Source organism: Parachlamydia sp. (assembly GCF_050255895.1).
GTDB classification, from domain to species: Bacteria; Chlamydiota; Chlamydiia; order Chlamydiales; family Parachlamydiaceae; genus Parachlamydia; species Parachlamydia acanthamoebae.
The window spans coordinates 1-13,973 of the sequence record NZ_JBFWIR010000081.1; the positions used below are offsets into that span (position 1 = coordinate 1).

Sequence of the window (13,973 nt, forward strand, 5' to 3'; positions counted from 1 at the left end):
ATACGTGCGGATTGCAGTCCCGCTAATTGCCCTTCTTCGTATCGAAAATGGGGATTTACTTCCAGATCTGGAAAATCATTAGGCTGCAGGATATCATCACTCGTCAGTCCATCTACAAGCTGTCGTCCCTGTGCAAGTAGACACTTTTGCTGATACTCAATCATTTCATCTAAACAATTCTCAATCTGTTTCCAAATCACTTTGTAATGTCCCGTTGATTTTCGTATTTTCCTGCCTGCGTATTTGAAAAAATTGTTTCATCAATAAAGCACATGGATCTTTTAAGATACCACTTTTCACTTTAATTTGATGGGTTGGATGTGGAATATTTAACAGATTTACCCAACTTCCATTTGCCCCGTGACGAATATCAGGAGCGCCCCAAATCAACTCTTCTACACGGGAAAGCAGCATAGCTCCGGCACACATAGCACAAGGTTCAATCGTACAATATAGCTTGCACTGACTCAAACGCCAGTTGGACAGTGCCGCCTCTCCTGCTGTAATGCACAACACTTCAGCATGTGCTGTTGCATCACGCAGCAATTCCACTTGATTATAACCCCTAGCAATGATCTTTCCTTCGTGAACCAAAATAGCTCCCACAGGAACTTCTTTTGCTTGAAAAGCTTTCCACGCTTGTTTTAGCGCTTCAAGCATAAACTTTTCATCTTCATCTTGGGGAATAATTGCAAATGGAAAAGCTGACATAAAATCTTATTGCCCACCTAACTTACGCTGCAAAGCAGAAATCTGTTTTTTTAGGGATTCCACATCATGCACATATTTCTTTTGCATACCGCTCAATTTCTTTTCATACTTGTCTTGCATACGCGCCATTTGCTGCTCGTAGAAACCTTTAATAGCCTCGAGAGAACGCTCTTGCTTATCTAATTCTTGTTGTTTAAGGGTTTGGTCAATGTGCTGATCTGCTTTTTTCCGGAGATCTTCATAAACAATCTGTGGGAAAACAACTGAATTTAAAATAGAAAACACATATGTACGAAATGAACCAAATTGATTTAACGCATCATCTAAGATTTCTTTCGATTGCTCTGGAGACAATTCTTGAATGTCTTGAAAATTAGGATTAATTTGATTAAGTTTGCCTTCAAAAAACTCATAAAGTTCAGCATTTCGCATTAACCAACGATTTGCAATAAACTCCGCAATTTCTTCCGCTCTTTCAGGCTCCACTTCCTCAATTGCTTGCGAATAAGCTGAAACGAAATCTTCTACTGTTAATTTATTGAAATTTTTTGATGCAAAATAACGTTTAAAAAATTCCCAATCGTTTTTTAGGTGGTCATTTTTGAGATCTTTTTTCAAAGGCTCAATAATTTGAGGCATCCAATTTTTTAAGATCGCAAATTTTTCCTTATATGTGGTATCTCTAAGCATAGTTTTTCCCTTTTAATATAGAGTTGCAAAAGACAAAACTTTAGCAAGTCAACCAGCAAAAAGCAAGTGGAGATATGGAAGATCAGCACGAACACCCCTTTTACGGTCAAGACATCTATCGCCAAAAAGAGCAGCTATACATCAAAAAACTCCTCAAAAAATATAGACATGAAAAAGTCTCAGATGAACTTAAAAAGAAAGTTTGGGAAGAATTGCAAATGGAGAAATATAAAGGAAATATCACCATTCCTTTTAAAGTCGTGACCCATTTAGACCCCACAGGACTTTTTCCCGAGTATATTGATGTCATTTTAGATACAAAAGTCTAAAATTATCGTAGTCTTCTTTGTTTTCTTTTCCTCAAAATTTTTATAGTTAGTATTAGAAATACTATAAAAATATTGGTTATCCATGCTATAATAAATCCTATAAAATTTATTAAGGGTTTATTATGTCGATTCACTTTACTCCTAGCTATAAAGACGGAAGATTATTTTTTGAGACAGAAGCTGATAAAAAGGGAATAAAAACTAACAGTTTCTTGCAAGCGGTTATAAAAAATATATTCAAAAAAATAGGAATTGGAAAAGGAACACTTACCGTCAAATCCCCAGATTCAAACCAATCGTGGAAACTAAATAAAAATAGCGCAATTAAATGGATAAAAAACAATAACTCTGATATCAAACAATTAGAAAAATTAGATAATAATTCTCTGATTGAGAAAATCGCCTTTATTTGCGCAAGGAAATTAGCAACTCATGAAGATAAAGAATCCTTAGTAAAAGCTCTCGGCTATTTCAAAAAAGAAGCCAATCAAGCGGATAATGAAGAAATCCAAAATTTTCTGAAAATGGTGGTAGAAAAACTGGCCGAAATGAAAGACCCAGAAGCCTTAGCCATGTTAGGTAATTTTTATGCACAAGGAACCCATGGATACACCCAATCTGATGAAAGCGCTTTAAAGTACCTCACTCAAGTGATGGAAAAAGAAGGGGATGAAGCGAAAAAACTAGCCATTCCAGGTCTCCAAAAATTAGCTGAGAAAAAAGTTCCAACTGCATTAAAGATGATGGGGCAATTTTATATTGAAGGTGACTATGGAGTTGAAAAATCTGAAGCAAAAGCTCTGGAATACTTAACCGAAGCTTTGAAAGCAGAAGATACTCCCCTCCAAAAATCGGTCGCACAGGATATCGAAAAGCTGGCCAATACAGGAAACATTGAAGCCACATTAATTCTAGGTCAATTTTATCAAAAAAAAGAATTCAATCTCAAAGCTATCAAGTTTTTTAAACAGGCAGCTGAAAAAGATAACATTGAAGCCCAATATAGACTTGCGCAAAGCTATCTGGACGAAGAGGATTTAAAAAATGCTTCCTATTGGCTTTCGAAAGCTGCTCAGTCCGGGCACATATTAGCTCAGCATGAGCTAGGTTCTAGCTATGAAGAAAAGAAAGATTTTGCCAACGCTTTTCAATGGTTTTTAAAAGCTGCAGAACAAGGCCATTCAAAGTCACAAGTCAAAATTGGAGGGATGTATTACGAGGGCCACGGTGTCGAACAAAATTACCCCATGGCAGAAAAGTATTTCCTAGAGGTGACAAAAAAAGAAGACTCCCTATCTCCACAGGATAAATCCAGTGTTCAAAAAGCTTTTCATCACTTAGGCATAATGCATGAGGAAGGAAGTAGTACCACCCCATCACTTGAAAACGCCTATGCTTGTTACGAAAAAGGAGGACACAATTCCCTCTTAAAGGCAATAGAAGTTGCCCTTCCGATTGGCAAAACAGCTCTTTTGAATGGTGATCTTGCTAAAGCGCATCAATTTCTTTCAGTTGCGGTAAGAAACGGCAACCCTGAAGCCGAATATTATATGGGCCTTCTCTTTTTTAAAAAACATGATTTCAAACAAAGCATCTCATTTCTCAAGAAGGCCACAGAAAAAAATCAACTGGATGCTCAATATCTACTTGGACGCATTCTTTTACAAGGCGAACAACCCAGAGCAGCTTTGAAGCTGTTTTTAAAAGCTGCCAAAAGCAACCATGTCCCCTCAAAATTCTACGTTGGAAAACTTCTGCTTAGAACTAAATCTAATATTGATTCTTTAAGATGGCTTTTAGAATTTGAGAAAGAAAGCGAAAATCTTGAAGGATCTGACCAAAACCTAAGGGGTGAGGCTCAATTTTTAATTGCAAATATTTACGAAAGTCGCCCCAGCACTCAATCACAGGCCTTAGAATGGTATCAAAAAGCTGCGGAATCAAAATACGCCAGAGCTGAATATAAATTGGGATTGCTTCACGAATTAGGTTTTGAAGGTTTAGAAAAATCCGAGGCCCTCGCTTTTGACTGGTATGCAAAATCGGCAGGACAAGGCTATCATCGCGCAATCTATAGCATGGGTCGCATATATGAGCACGGAATCAATGGACAGGAGCATTCCTATAATAAAGCATATCGATTTTATCAATTAGCAGCTGCAGCGGGAAACCCAGACGCCCTAAACATCTTAAAAAATTTAGAGGCTTGGATACGTCAGGGCTTACTTCAATCTAAAAAAGTGTTTTTGGAATCGATGCAAATAACCGATGAAAATATCTCATTTAAACAATTAAATCGTATCTATAAGACTAAAAACTTACAAAACCACCCCGACAGGAAGAAAAACACTGATACACAACAAATGAGTGATATCAATCAAGCTAGAGATCTTTTTGTAAAAAAGATTAACACACTTTTAAGACTAGCGAAAAATCCCGAATCCTTTAAAGATGAGGGCGAAGTTGATTCTGAGGGAAAACTTGTTTTCTCAGATGAGCCTTTTGGGGGGAAATTACTGGATATGGCCGATCGAGCTCTTCAGGGTCTACCAATTGAATAGACACCTCTTATAAAAGGAGTCATTAAACATAGAATTTAAAGACGCAAAACTCTCACAATTACCCTAAAAAGCTTGTGTCATTTAAGAAAGAAAAGGCTTGCCTACTTTAGGTATTTTGCAGTATAGTAATTGCAGTCAATGTATTTAGGAGAAAAAAATGGTTCGAATTAGTAAGCAACAAGAAAGACGCTCTCGTTTTCCTCGAAAGCACCGACCTCCCCAAGAAAAAACAGGTCCATTAAAAGATCGTTTAGCTTTAGGTTTTAAAGAACACGCTAATGCTCTCGAAGGAGATGTTGCAAAAACGGCGTTCATTCCTAAAATTAAGTAATTTTCTAATTTGAATATTCAACTGTAAGGTTTTTTATGTCTAGACACCCAAGCTTCGGCAGTTCAAGCAAAGCAGCCACTAAGCGTAACGTTCTGAAACGATTTGAAAGAATCGATGTTTTGCGTAAATTAGGCCGCTGGAAAGATGGTGAAAATAAGCGTGTTACGGGTCTTCCCAAAACACTTATTCAGCAATAATTTTCATTTTCAAGTCTCCATGATAATTAAACCCAACGCTGTTGGGTTTAATTTTTTTCGTGCTCGCCCGATTTTATTCTATTTAATTCCCTTACTACCAATAAAATATTTGAGAACAATTCTCAACATCAGATAACATAACATTTTGATAATCACCTGCGGTAAAAAGCGTGAAGATACGTATCACTGATCAACAAAAAGTTCTCAAACTTCCCAAAACCTCTATCAAAAAAATTGTTCAAGAGGTTATACACCTGGAAAATGAGCTGTGCCACGAAGTCATCATCCACTTCATTTCAGACAAAAAAATGCGTGAACTGCATGCACAATATTTCAATGACCCCTCTCCAACGGACTGCATCTCCTTTCCCCTCGACGGCCCCGAAGAAACTCATTACAGAGTTTTGGGAGAAATTTTTGTCTGCCCAGAAACAGCCGTCAAATACACTGAACAGCATGGGGGAGATCCGTATACCGAAACAGCTCTGTATACAATCCACGGCCTTTTGCACCTTATGGGATATGACGACATAAAAAAAACGGACCAAAAAGCAATGAGAGCCGCAGAAAAAAAACATCTCGAGCATCTTGCTGCACTGGGCTTACTGTTAACATCTATTCAAAAGTGATTTCTTAGGAGGAATCTTGTCCATTGCCATTACTTTAACTCTCTCGTTGATTTTTTTAGCCGGAGCTTTTTTTTTAACCGCTTTAAATAGCGCATTGAGACGCATTCACAAAAGTAATAGCGAGTTCGAAGCCATCTCTTCTCATTTTTTCTATCAACGCTTCCATGAATATGCGTTTCCTAAACAACATGAAGATGCGTTGTTTTTTGCTGTGACAAGCGCTCAAAATCTATGCCGCTTTTGCTATGCTTTTTCAATCCTCCTTTTCATTTTGGAAGCGTTCCCACAAAGCTTTCTCTCTTTATTTACCGGAAACTTTTCTCTTTTTGCACTTGCTTGGATTATCCCTCTTGTTTTTTTGTTTTTGTTTTTTTCCTTTCTGATCACAGATTATCTTCCACGCATATTAGGCAACCGCTTCCCTCACTCTATGTTTCATCTTAGCGCTTTTGTATCTTCGATTTTTCTCTTTCTCGCATTCCCCATTTCATATGTCTTTTTAAAATTTTCTGAGAGACTATCCCGCACGGTGTATTTTAATCATTTACAAGAGCCCGCCACCAAAGCAAAACAAGAAATCATTCAACTCATTGAAGAATCACAAGTGAGCCCCTCTCTCGATTTAGAAGATAAAAAATTGATTGAATCTGTTTTAGAATTTAAGGAACGCATCGCCAGAGAAGTCATGGTGCCACGTGTTAATATTTTTAGCCTGCCCGTTGACACCACCATTAAAGATGCCATTAAGCTTTTGGAAAAAGAAGGATACAGCCGCATCCCCGTCTATCGCAATACAGTGGATAACATTGTAGGAGTCCTCATGTATAAAGACTTAATGGCTAAATATATGGAGTATGAACAAAACAACAAAAATCAAAATATCCTTGACGCTCCTATTGAAACCATTCAAAAAAATGTCCTATACTCACCGGAAACAAAAAAAATCTCTGCGCTATTACAAGAATTTCGAAAAAAACAAGTCCACTTAGCCATTATCGTTGACGAATACGGCGGAACAGAGGGAATTGTCACCATTGAGGATATTCTTGAAGAGATCGTGGGTGATATTGCCGATGAATACGACGATGAAGAAGAGCTATTCATCCCCCAGCCAGATGGATCCTGGATTATCGACGCGCGCATGAGCATCCTTGACATTGATGAGCAATTAGATATTAAAATTCCTCAAGAAGGAGAATACGATACGATCGGTGGCTATATTTTTCATTGCGCCGGATCTATTCCTTCAAAAGGATTTATCATTCATCGCGATAATTTTGAAATTGAGATTCTGCAATCCAATGATCGATGCGTCGAAAAAGTCAAATTGCGTCCTATCCCTCATTTTAAAGATATTTCCTCTACTACATAAACATCATGACTTGGCGTTACAGGCTTGCCGAAAAACTCACTTTATTAGAGAATACCCATAAGTTCTTTGAAAATATGTATAAAAGGCCCGTCATATGACGTTTGACTCTCCCTTATTCGTGGCGTCGTCCCTTTTTGCTTTTGGGATATGCCTGGGTGCTCTAATTGTTTATTGCATCCATCGCATAAAATCAGGAAATTACAAGCAAATCGCTCAAAATATTCTCCACCAGGCCCAGCAAGAAGCAATCAACCTAAAAAAACATGCAGAACTCTCGATTAAACAAATGCAACTAGAGCATCAGCGCGAACAAGAACAGACTTGGCAACAAGAAAGAAAAAAAATTCAACGCGAAGAAGATCGTTTAAAATCCAGAGAAGATAAACTGGAGACCCGCTTGAATTTGGTTGAAAAGAAGCTAACTGACATTGAAAAACGAGAAGCTGTTTTAATTGGAAGAAAAGCCCAATTAGAAGAAGAAAAAAAACAGCTGAGCGAAACCCATCAAAAACTCATACATGAACTAGAGCAGCTCTCCGGCTTTACTTTGAATGAAGCAAAAGAACTGCTTATGAAAAAGATTGATCATGAGGTCAAAACAGATGCAGCCAATCTGATTCGTCGCTTAAAAAAAGAAGCGGAAGAAAATGCAGAACAAGAAGCAAGGCGCATCATTGCAACAGCCATCCAACGCCTAATTGTTCCTTGCACCTCCGAAACAACCGTCAGCACCATTTCAATCCCAAATGAAGAGATGAAAGGAAGAATCATTGGACGCGAAGGGAGAAATATCCGCGCCCTTGAAAGCGCAACAGGAGTCAATGTCATTATCGATGACACCCCCAAGGCAATTGTCCTATCGGGCTTTGATCCAATTCGCCTTCAAATTGCCAAAATAGCCTTGTCCGATTTAATTGCCGATGGACGCATCCACCCAACGCGCATCGAAGAGGCTGTTGAACAAGCTACCCTAGCCATACAAAAGAAAATTAAACAACACGGGGAAGATGCCGCCCTTCGAGCGGGAGCGATCTCTCTTCATCCTGAACTCATTTTACTTCTAGGCAAATTAAAATATCGCTATAGCTATGGGCAAAACGTTTTAGATCATTCCTTAGAAGTCTCCCATTTAATGGGCATGATGGCTGCAGAACTCGGACTGGATATCCGTTTAGCTAAAAGGATTGGACTTTTACATGATATTGGCAAAGCTGTTTCCCACGAATATGAAGGCACACATGCCCTCATTGGACGCGACTTTGCATTAAAATATGGAGAGAGCCAAGAAGTTGCCAATGGAATTGGTTGCCACCACTTCGAAATTGACCCTATCACAATTGAAGGAAGCCTTTGCAGCGCGGCTGATACAATCTCTGCTTCCCGGCCAGGTGCCAGAATTGAAGCGGTAGAAGAATACATGAAACGGTTAAAAAAATTAGAGGAGATTGCGGCTGAATTTCCAGGTGTTGAAAAAGCTTACGCTTTACAGGCTGGCAAAGAAATTCGCGTAGTCGTTCTTCCAGACATCATCGATGATGATGCCCTTCTGAATTTGGCCAGAGATCTTACAAAGAGAATTGAAAAAGAACTAACTTACCCCGGGAAAATTAAAGTCACCCTCATTCGTGAAAAAAGAATTATCGAATACGCAGCGTAATAAGATTTTTAATTTTTCTTTAAAGAGATTCTTGTCCCTTGAAAAAGAAACAAGAATAAGGCAAACTGCTGACTCACTCATTTATAATGGAGTTCCCTGACATGCGTCGATCTATTTGTTATTGCGACCCTCATCATGCTTTTGCTGGGGAAGTCAATACTTGGAAGTTTATTTACACAACGTCTGTAGCGTTACCAAAAAAAACCCGTCTTAAATTTGATTTGATGAGCGAAGGACGTGACATCGACTGGGAAGTCCCCTCAGCAAATTTAAAGAAAGGGAAAAATGTGATCTATGCAGAGCTTGAAAATGGAAAGCTCTTAACAGCCACAGAAATTGAAACTCCCGAAAGATTTACACCACAATTTGAATTCACTCTGCCTGATAAAGTTGAAGCAGGTTCCAATATTACGATTATCGTCGGATCCCCAAAATTAGATGACGATTCTCGTTATAAAAAAGGCACCCGCACCCAAACAACAGCGCAAAGACGACGCTCTTTCCTCCTTTATGTCGATGCAAGTGGCAAAGGCCATTACGAAGATCCAGAAATTTTCTCCATGGATATTCGAGGAAACGTGCTAAGTACGCTAAAAGTCATCACCCCTTCATTCGTTACCCGAAATAAACGCTTTGATGTCATTGCCCGTTTTGAAGACCAGTTTGGCAATTTAACAAGCAATGCCCCTGAAGACACCCTGATTGAGCTTTCTTACGAGCAACTACGAGAAAACCTAACATGGAAACTCTTTGTTCCTGAAACTGGCTTTATCACACTTCCTAACCTCTATTTCAATGAACCTGGCATCTATACAATTCAGCTCTTGAACACAAAAACCAAAGAAGTTTTCAAATCTTCACCCATCAAGTGTTTCTCTGAAAGTAACCAAAGCCTTTTTTGGGGATTACTTCATGGTGAATCAGAAAGAATTGATTCAACAGAAAATATTGAAAACTGCTTACGCCATATTCGCGATGAAAAAGCTTTCAACTTTTTTGGAACATCCTCCTTCGAAAACATCGAAGAAACTTCAAATGAAGTGTGGAAACTGATCACACAAAATATTGCCGAATTTGATGAAGCCGATCGCTTTACTACTTTTGTGGGCTTTCAATGGCAAGGAGAGCCAGGCGAAGAGGGCATTAGACAAATTGTTTACGCAAAAGAAGGCAAGCAAATCCTTCGTAAAAAAGATGTTAAATATAGCTCTTTGAAAAAAATCTATAAAAGCTTTTCTCCGAAAGAGTTAATTTCTATTCCTTGTTTCACAATGGCAAAGGGATTCGAATTTAATTTTAAAGAATTTGATCCAGAGTTTGAACGTGTTGTGGAAATATACAATGCCTGGGGATCTTCCGAATGTACGAAGAAAGAAGGAAACCCCCGACCTATTCAATGTCAGGGAAAAGCTGGCGTTCAAGAAACGGCAGAAGGATCTATCCAAAAAGCCCTGCAAAACAACCATCGTTTTGGATTTGTAGCAGGCGGACTAGATGACAGAGGTGCCTATTCAGATTTTTTCCGTGGCGACCAAATGCAATACTCTCCTGGTTTGACAGGGATTATTGCGCAAGAGCACTCGCGCAATGCCTTAATTGAAGCCTTGTATAAGCGTTCTTGCTATGCCACAACAGGGGAACGGATCATTGTCGGACTCTACCTGGCTGGTATGCCCATGGGGAGTGAAATGGACACATCCGAAAAACACGGTCTGATTGTGAACCGACATATCTCTGGCTATGTCGCAGGAACAGCGCCTTTAAAATCGGTTGAAATCATTCGGAATGGAACTGTCATTCATACATTGAAATCTGACACCTATTATCTCAATTTCACTTATGACGACATGACAACTTTAAACAAGGTGTGCTTCACTCCTAAAGATAAAAAGCCCCCATTTGTTTATTACTACTTACGTGTGATTCAAGAAGATGGAAACATCGCATGGAGTTCCCCGATTTGGGTTGATCTCGTGCCACTGAAACCTTCTCCTAAGAAGAATTCAAAAGCTCTAGTCAAACCATCTAAAAAGCCCATCATCATTGAAGATGACTTAGATGAAGAAGATGAGGATGATTTCGACGATTTTGATGACGAAACAGAAGAGTAACAAAAAAACAATAAGAGGAAACAGATGTCTGATTTTACCACCACTTTAATCATCGCATTTTTTGCAATCATCGTCGCCCTCCTCTTATTGGGTTTAGGATGGCTTCTGACAGGAAAATCAAAAATTAAACCAGGATCCTGCGGAAGAGACCCCACACAAAAGAAAGATAATGAGTGTGGGGACCAATTCAGCTGCACACTTTGCGACAAAAATGATGAGAAGAAATCATGAGCAAATATACCAAAGAGAATCCTGAAAGTATTCAGAAAATGTTTGGAAGCATCGCTCAAAATTACGATAAAACCAATGCAATTCTCTCATTTCAAATGCATAAAAAATGGAATCAGGAATTAGTGCGCCATGTAGGCGGCTATGACGAATCAGAAGTCCTGCTCGATCTTTGCTGTGGAACTGGCGATATCGCGTTTACCTGCCTAGCGCAGTCGAAAAAAAAGCGCAAGGCCTATTTGCTCGATTTCTGCCAAGAAATGCTTGATTGCGCAAAGGAAAAATCTTTAGTGAAAGGTTTTCAGCGACATCAAATTTCTTACCTGCGAGCAGATGCACAAAAAATTCCTCTAGAGTCTGAAACAGTGTCTTTGGCTACTTTGGCCTACGGCATTCGAAACATTCAGCAACCTCAAGAATGTTTTAGGGAGACTTATCGCGTGCTCGCTCCAGGAGGAAGATTTGGGATTTTAGAATTGACAAAACCTCAGAATCGCTTGCTACGATTTGGGCACCAAATCTATCTAAAAACGATTCTTCCACTTCTCGGAAAATGGCTAACCAATAATCGTGAAGCTTATCAATACCTTTGCTCTAGTATTCACAATTTTGTTCCACCGAGTGAGATTTCACGCATGCTTAAAGAGGAAGGTTTTCAGCAAGTTACTTTGTCTCCTCTATTTGGAGGCATTGCAACCTTATTTATTTGCCAAAAACCCTTTCTTCACACAGAATCCCAATAATTGCTTATTTCCGCTCGCTCTTCGCACTCTTCAAAAGAGCTTTAATGGAAGAATGCGTGCGATATTCAGCCAGCTCTTGGGGGGTGAATGGCCCTCTTTCAGGATCAGCTAATAAATAAAGAGCCTGTGCTCTTTCCTTCAAAAGCGTTTCCATTTTATCACTGAGAAAACCAGGCAATCTGTCATTAATTGAACTAATCATTTGCCCCACTTGTATCGGAGTTAAATGAGAGCGAAGATCATTCAAAAGCTCAGAATCATATGCATAACCCGATATTTGAAAATTACGCCATTTATATTGATTTCTCGCTGCAACTTTGATCCCAAATATATTTTTTTCCGGAAAGCTATTTGCATTGTCAATGGCTTTAATATCATTAACCTTTCCCTCTTCATCCAGCTTTACCAGCCAATTCTCATGATGTCGATCGAGATTCCCAATCAAGTAATCAAAAAGTGTCATTTGTTGAAATTGTTTCCAGCCTTGCGGTGTGAAATTGTCCTGATTTTGCAATAAATAGCTAACCTGCTCTGCTTCTTGATAACCATTTAAAAATCGCTGCATGGTTCCTGTTTTATCCCCTAGCTTAACGACTCTAGCCCCTGGTGATATGGGAAAATCCAAAAATTTTGAAACTTCAAAAGCAGCAGCTTCCGATTTTGATTGAGCTAGCTTCTTTGTATTTAAGTAGTAAAGTTGACCAAAGAACAGTTGCTTAAATTTGTTTTTGATACGAATTGATAAAGAGGTCTCTTTATTGCTCAGCTTAAAAATCCCAATTTTTTTAAACTCTCCCTTTCCATCCTTTGAAACCCATTCCACAAAGTGAGCACCAGTTTTTCCTTTGCCAACATTGGTAACAAGACCAAATTTTGCCGCTAATTTCGCCTTTTCAATTTGCCTTGTTAGCTTCTGTGATTCTTCTTCTCCTGTCAGCTTAGGCAGCTCAAAGCTAGAGTCTTCTGATAGGTCTGAATCTTCTCCAAGTTCTTCTTTGAGGAGATTCTTTTGCTGACGTAATTCTTTTAATTTAGGATTTAAAAAATTATGTAATTCTTTATTCGCTAACAAAGAACGCAATTTCGGGTTGTTTTTGACAAACGGCTTTAATTTTTCCTCGAACAGCTCCTGCATATCATTCTCGAATTGTCGGATCTGCTTGACTTGTTCTCTTGAATAGCCCTTATCCTCAAGTTCTTGATCTGTAAGGATTTTATCTCGATTCTCTCTCTGCCAGCCTTCTATCGCTTGGACACTAACTTTTACAATATATGCAACACGGGCATTCACTTCTTTTTTGCTTTTTGCACTGGAGAATCCCCAAAAATTTGATTTTGCTAAATTTCCTTTTGAAAGGGTCAGTCGGGAAGGATCTAAATTTAACAGAGCCTTAAAATCTGCATTCTTATTCAACAGATCTATTTGTGGAATAATTCCATTCGAAAATCCAGTGTCTAAAAAATCGCGCAACTTGGCATTATTTAATAAAACCTGTAATTCAACATCATTTTTTACTAGAGGAGTTAACTTCTTCTCGAAAATCTCCTTTACATTTTTTTCGAACTGCCGAATCTCTTTAATTTGCTCTTTTGAATAACCTCTACGAACTTCAAGCTCTCGATCCGTAAGTTTCAGGTCTCCATTTTCTTCTTTCCATTTTTCTATCGTAGAAATACAAACCTTTACAATATTTCTAACCCGTAGATTAACTTCACGATCTCTTTTTTTACGCGAAAATATCCCAGAATTCGATTTAGTTAAATTACCACTTTTAGATAAAGCCAATTTTGAGGCATTTTCTACACTTAAAAGAGCTTTAAAATCATCGGAATTATTTAAATCCCCAATTCTTGGAATAATCCCAGCCATACAACCTCTGCTTATAATGATTAATTATATATATAATTATATTATATTAAGTTTTTACTTTAAATCCGAAACCCACAATTAATTGATTAAATTAAAATATTTTATGAGCTTTCAATAATATTAACTAGATTTCCTCGTAAAAGTTTACCTGTGGCCGAACGAGGCAGAAATGGAAGGCAATGAACTTTTCGAATTTTTTCATAAGGCAAAACAGAAATATTATATATTTCTACTAATTGTCTAACCTGCTGATATTCCGCATCTGTCACAAAATGAATGACATGACCTAACCGCTCGTCAGGGAATGGAATAAGAGCGACATCAAAGCAAATTTGAAGCCGCATCTTCACTTGTTCTAGGATTTTTTCTAGATTTGCAAAATCAACACTTTCTCCACCAATTTTGAAGAAATTTTGATCTCTTCCGAATATTTCTAATGTTTGGCCAACGATCGCCCCGCGATCTTCTGTTTGAAAAAGGCCATCACGCTTGGGATCTATAATCCGAATATCTCCCCTACTCGATTCAAGATAGGCTGTCAATA

14 protein-coding genes and 1 pseudogene are annotated in these 13,973 nt (G+C 38.4%); 10 read left to right on the top strand and 5 right to left on the bottom strand.

The features are described 5' to 3' along the window. From AB7E63_RS11950 to AB7E63_RS11960, 3 genes are all read right to left on the bottom strand, one after another. A partial coding sequence (locus AB7E63_RS11950) for a hypothetical protein (RefSeq protein WP_428419581.1) occupies positions 1-200 on the bottom strand: 200 nt, incomplete at its 3' end. After that, complete coding sequence (gene tadA / locus AB7E63_RS11955) at positions 181-711, bottom strand: tRNA adenosine(34) deaminase TadA (protein WP_006341620.1); 531 nt, start codon at positions 709-711, stop codon at positions 181-183. The genes tadA and AB7E63_RS11950, both read right to left, overlap by 20 nt. A 6-nt stretch (positions 712-717) precedes the next feature. Continuing rightward, complete coding sequence (locus AB7E63_RS11960; RefSeq protein WP_006341621.1) at positions 718-1,401, bottom strand: hypothetical protein; 684 nt, start codon at positions 1,399-1,401, stop codon at positions 718-720. A gap of 74 nt (positions 1,402-1,475) precedes the next feature. Between AB7E63_RS11960 and AB7E63_RS11965 the strand changes: the two genes are divergently transcribed. The 10 genes from AB7E63_RS11965 (at position 1,476) to ubiE (ending at position 11,559) form a co-directional block, all read left to right on the top strand. After that, the gene (locus AB7E63_RS11965) at positions 1,476-1,730 is read left to right on the top strand and encodes a hypothetical protein (protein ID WP_006341622.1); all 255 of its coding nucleotides are present in this window, start codon (positions 1,476-1,478) and stop codon (positions 1,728-1,730) included. Positions 1,731-1,852: 122 nt separating this feature from the next. Beyond that, a complete protein-coding gene (locus AB7E63_RS11970; RefSeq protein ID WP_006341623.1) occupies positions 1,853-4,291 on the top strand; it encodes a tetratricopeptide repeat protein in 2,439 nt (812 codons plus the stop codon). A gap of 157 nt (positions 4,292-4,448) precedes the next feature. After that, positions 4,449-4,622, top strand: a complete 174-nt coding sequence (locus AB7E63_RS11975) for a hypothetical protein (protein ID WP_006341624.1) — start codon at positions 4,449-4,451, stop codon at positions 4,620-4,622. 35 nt (positions 4,623-4,657) lie between these two features. After that, positions 4,658-4,819, top strand: a complete 162-nt coding sequence (locus AB7E63_RS11980) for a small basic protein (protein WP_006341625.1) — start codon at positions 4,658-4,660, stop codon at positions 4,817-4,819. Positions 4,820-4,989: 170 nt separating this feature from the next. Continuing rightward, positions 4,990-5,448, top strand: coding sequence for an rRNA maturation RNase YbeY (ybeY, locus tag AB7E63_RS11985; RefSeq protein WP_006341626.1), 459 nt, complete (start codon positions 4,990-4,992; stop codon positions 5,446-5,448). Between the two features lie 16 nt (positions 5,449-5,464). Further along, positions 5,465-6,820, top strand: a complete 1,356-nt coding sequence (locus AB7E63_RS11990; protein ID WP_006341627.1) for a hemolysin family protein — start codon at positions 5,465-5,467, stop codon at positions 6,818-6,820. Positions 6,821-6,914: 94 nt separating this feature from the next. Next, positions 6,915-8,477 (top strand): ribonuclease Y, encoded by a 1,563-nt coding sequence (rny, locus tag AB7E63_RS11995; protein WP_006341628.1) that lies wholly within the window; start codon positions 6,915-6,917, stop codon positions 8,475-8,477. 101 nt (positions 8,478-8,578) lie between these two features. Beyond that, positions 8,579-10,588: a DUF3604 domain-containing protein gene (locus AB7E63_RS12000; RefSeq protein ID WP_036746289.1), complete on the top strand. Its 2,010-nt coding sequence runs from the start codon at positions 8,579-8,581 to the stop codon at positions 10,586-10,588. 24 nt (positions 10,589-10,612) lie between these two features. Next, positions 10,613-10,819: a hypothetical protein gene (locus AB7E63_RS12005; RefSeq protein ID WP_006341630.1), complete on the top strand. Its 207-nt coding sequence runs from the start codon at positions 10,613-10,615 to the stop codon at positions 10,817-10,819. Then, positions 10,816-11,559 carry a bifunctional demethylmenaquinone methyltransferase/2-methoxy-6-polyprenyl-1,4-benzoquinol methylase UbiE gene (ubiE, locus tag AB7E63_RS12010; protein WP_006341631.1) on the top strand — a complete coding sequence of 248 codons (744 nt, stop codon included), beginning with the start codon at positions 10,816-10,818 and terminating at the stop codon, positions 11,557-11,559. The genes AB7E63_RS12005 and ubiE overlap by 4 nt, the downstream gene beginning before the upstream one ends. A gap of 4 nt (positions 11,560-11,563) precedes the next feature. On the opposite strand, the gene AB7E63_RS12015 is transcribed toward ubiE, so the two are convergent. Together AB7E63_RS12015 and AB7E63_RS12020 are read right to left on the bottom strand one after the other, a co-directional pair. After that, positions 11,564-13,429, bottom strand: a complete 1,866-nt coding sequence (locus tag AB7E63_RS12015) for a hypothetical protein (RefSeq protein WP_006341632.1) — start codon at positions 13,427-13,429, stop codon at positions 11,564-11,566. A 101-nt stretch (positions 13,430-13,530) separates the two neighbouring features. Continuing rightward, a pseudogene (locus tag AB7E63_RS12020) lies at positions 13,531-13,973 on the bottom strand (AMP-binding protein); the annotation flags it as partial.

Excerpts from the sequence above, each read along its gene's own strand:
- tadA (WP_006341620.1), bottom strand. The coding sequence starts at position 711 with ATGTCAGCTTTTCCATTTGCAATTATTCCCCAAGATGAAGATGAAAAG.
- AB7E63_RS11960 (WP_006341621.1), bottom strand. The coding sequence starts at position 1,401 with ATGCTTAGAGATACCACATATAAGGAAAAATTTGCGATCTTAAAAAAT.
- AB7E63_RS11965 (WP_006341622.1), top strand. The coding sequence starts at position 1,476 with ATGGAAGATCAGCACGAACACCCCTTTTACGGTCAAGACATCTATCGC.
- AB7E63_RS11970 (WP_006341623.1), top strand. The coding sequence starts at position 1,853 with ATGTCGATTCACTTTACTCCTAGCTATAAAGACGGAAGATTATTTTTT.
- AB7E63_RS11975 (WP_006341624.1), top strand. The coding sequence starts at position 4,449 with ATGGTTCGAATTAGTAAGCAACAAGAAAGACGCTCTCGTTTTCCTCGA.
- AB7E63_RS11980 (WP_006341625.1), top strand. The coding sequence starts at position 4,658 with ATGTCTAGACACCCAAGCTTCGGCAGTTCAAGCAAAGCAGCCACTAAG.
- rny (WP_006341628.1), top strand. The coding sequence starts at position 6,915 with ATGACGTTTGACTCTCCCTTATTCGTGGCGTCGTCCCTTTTTGCTTTT.
- AB7E63_RS12000 (WP_036746289.1), top strand. The coding sequence starts at position 8,579 with ATGCGTCGATCTATTTGTTATTGCGACCCTCATCATGCTTTTGCTGGG.
- AB7E63_RS12005 (WP_006341630.1), top strand. The coding sequence starts at position 10,613 with ATGTCTGATTTTACCACCACTTTAATCATCGCATTTTTTGCAATCATC.
- ubiE (WP_006341631.1), top strand. The coding sequence starts at position 10,816 with ATGAGCAAATATACCAAAGAGAATCCTGAAAGTATTCAGAAAATGTTT.
- AB7E63_RS12015 (WP_006341632.1), bottom strand. The coding sequence starts at position 13,429 with ATGGCTGGGATTATTCCAAGAATTGGGGATTTAAATAATTCCGATGAT.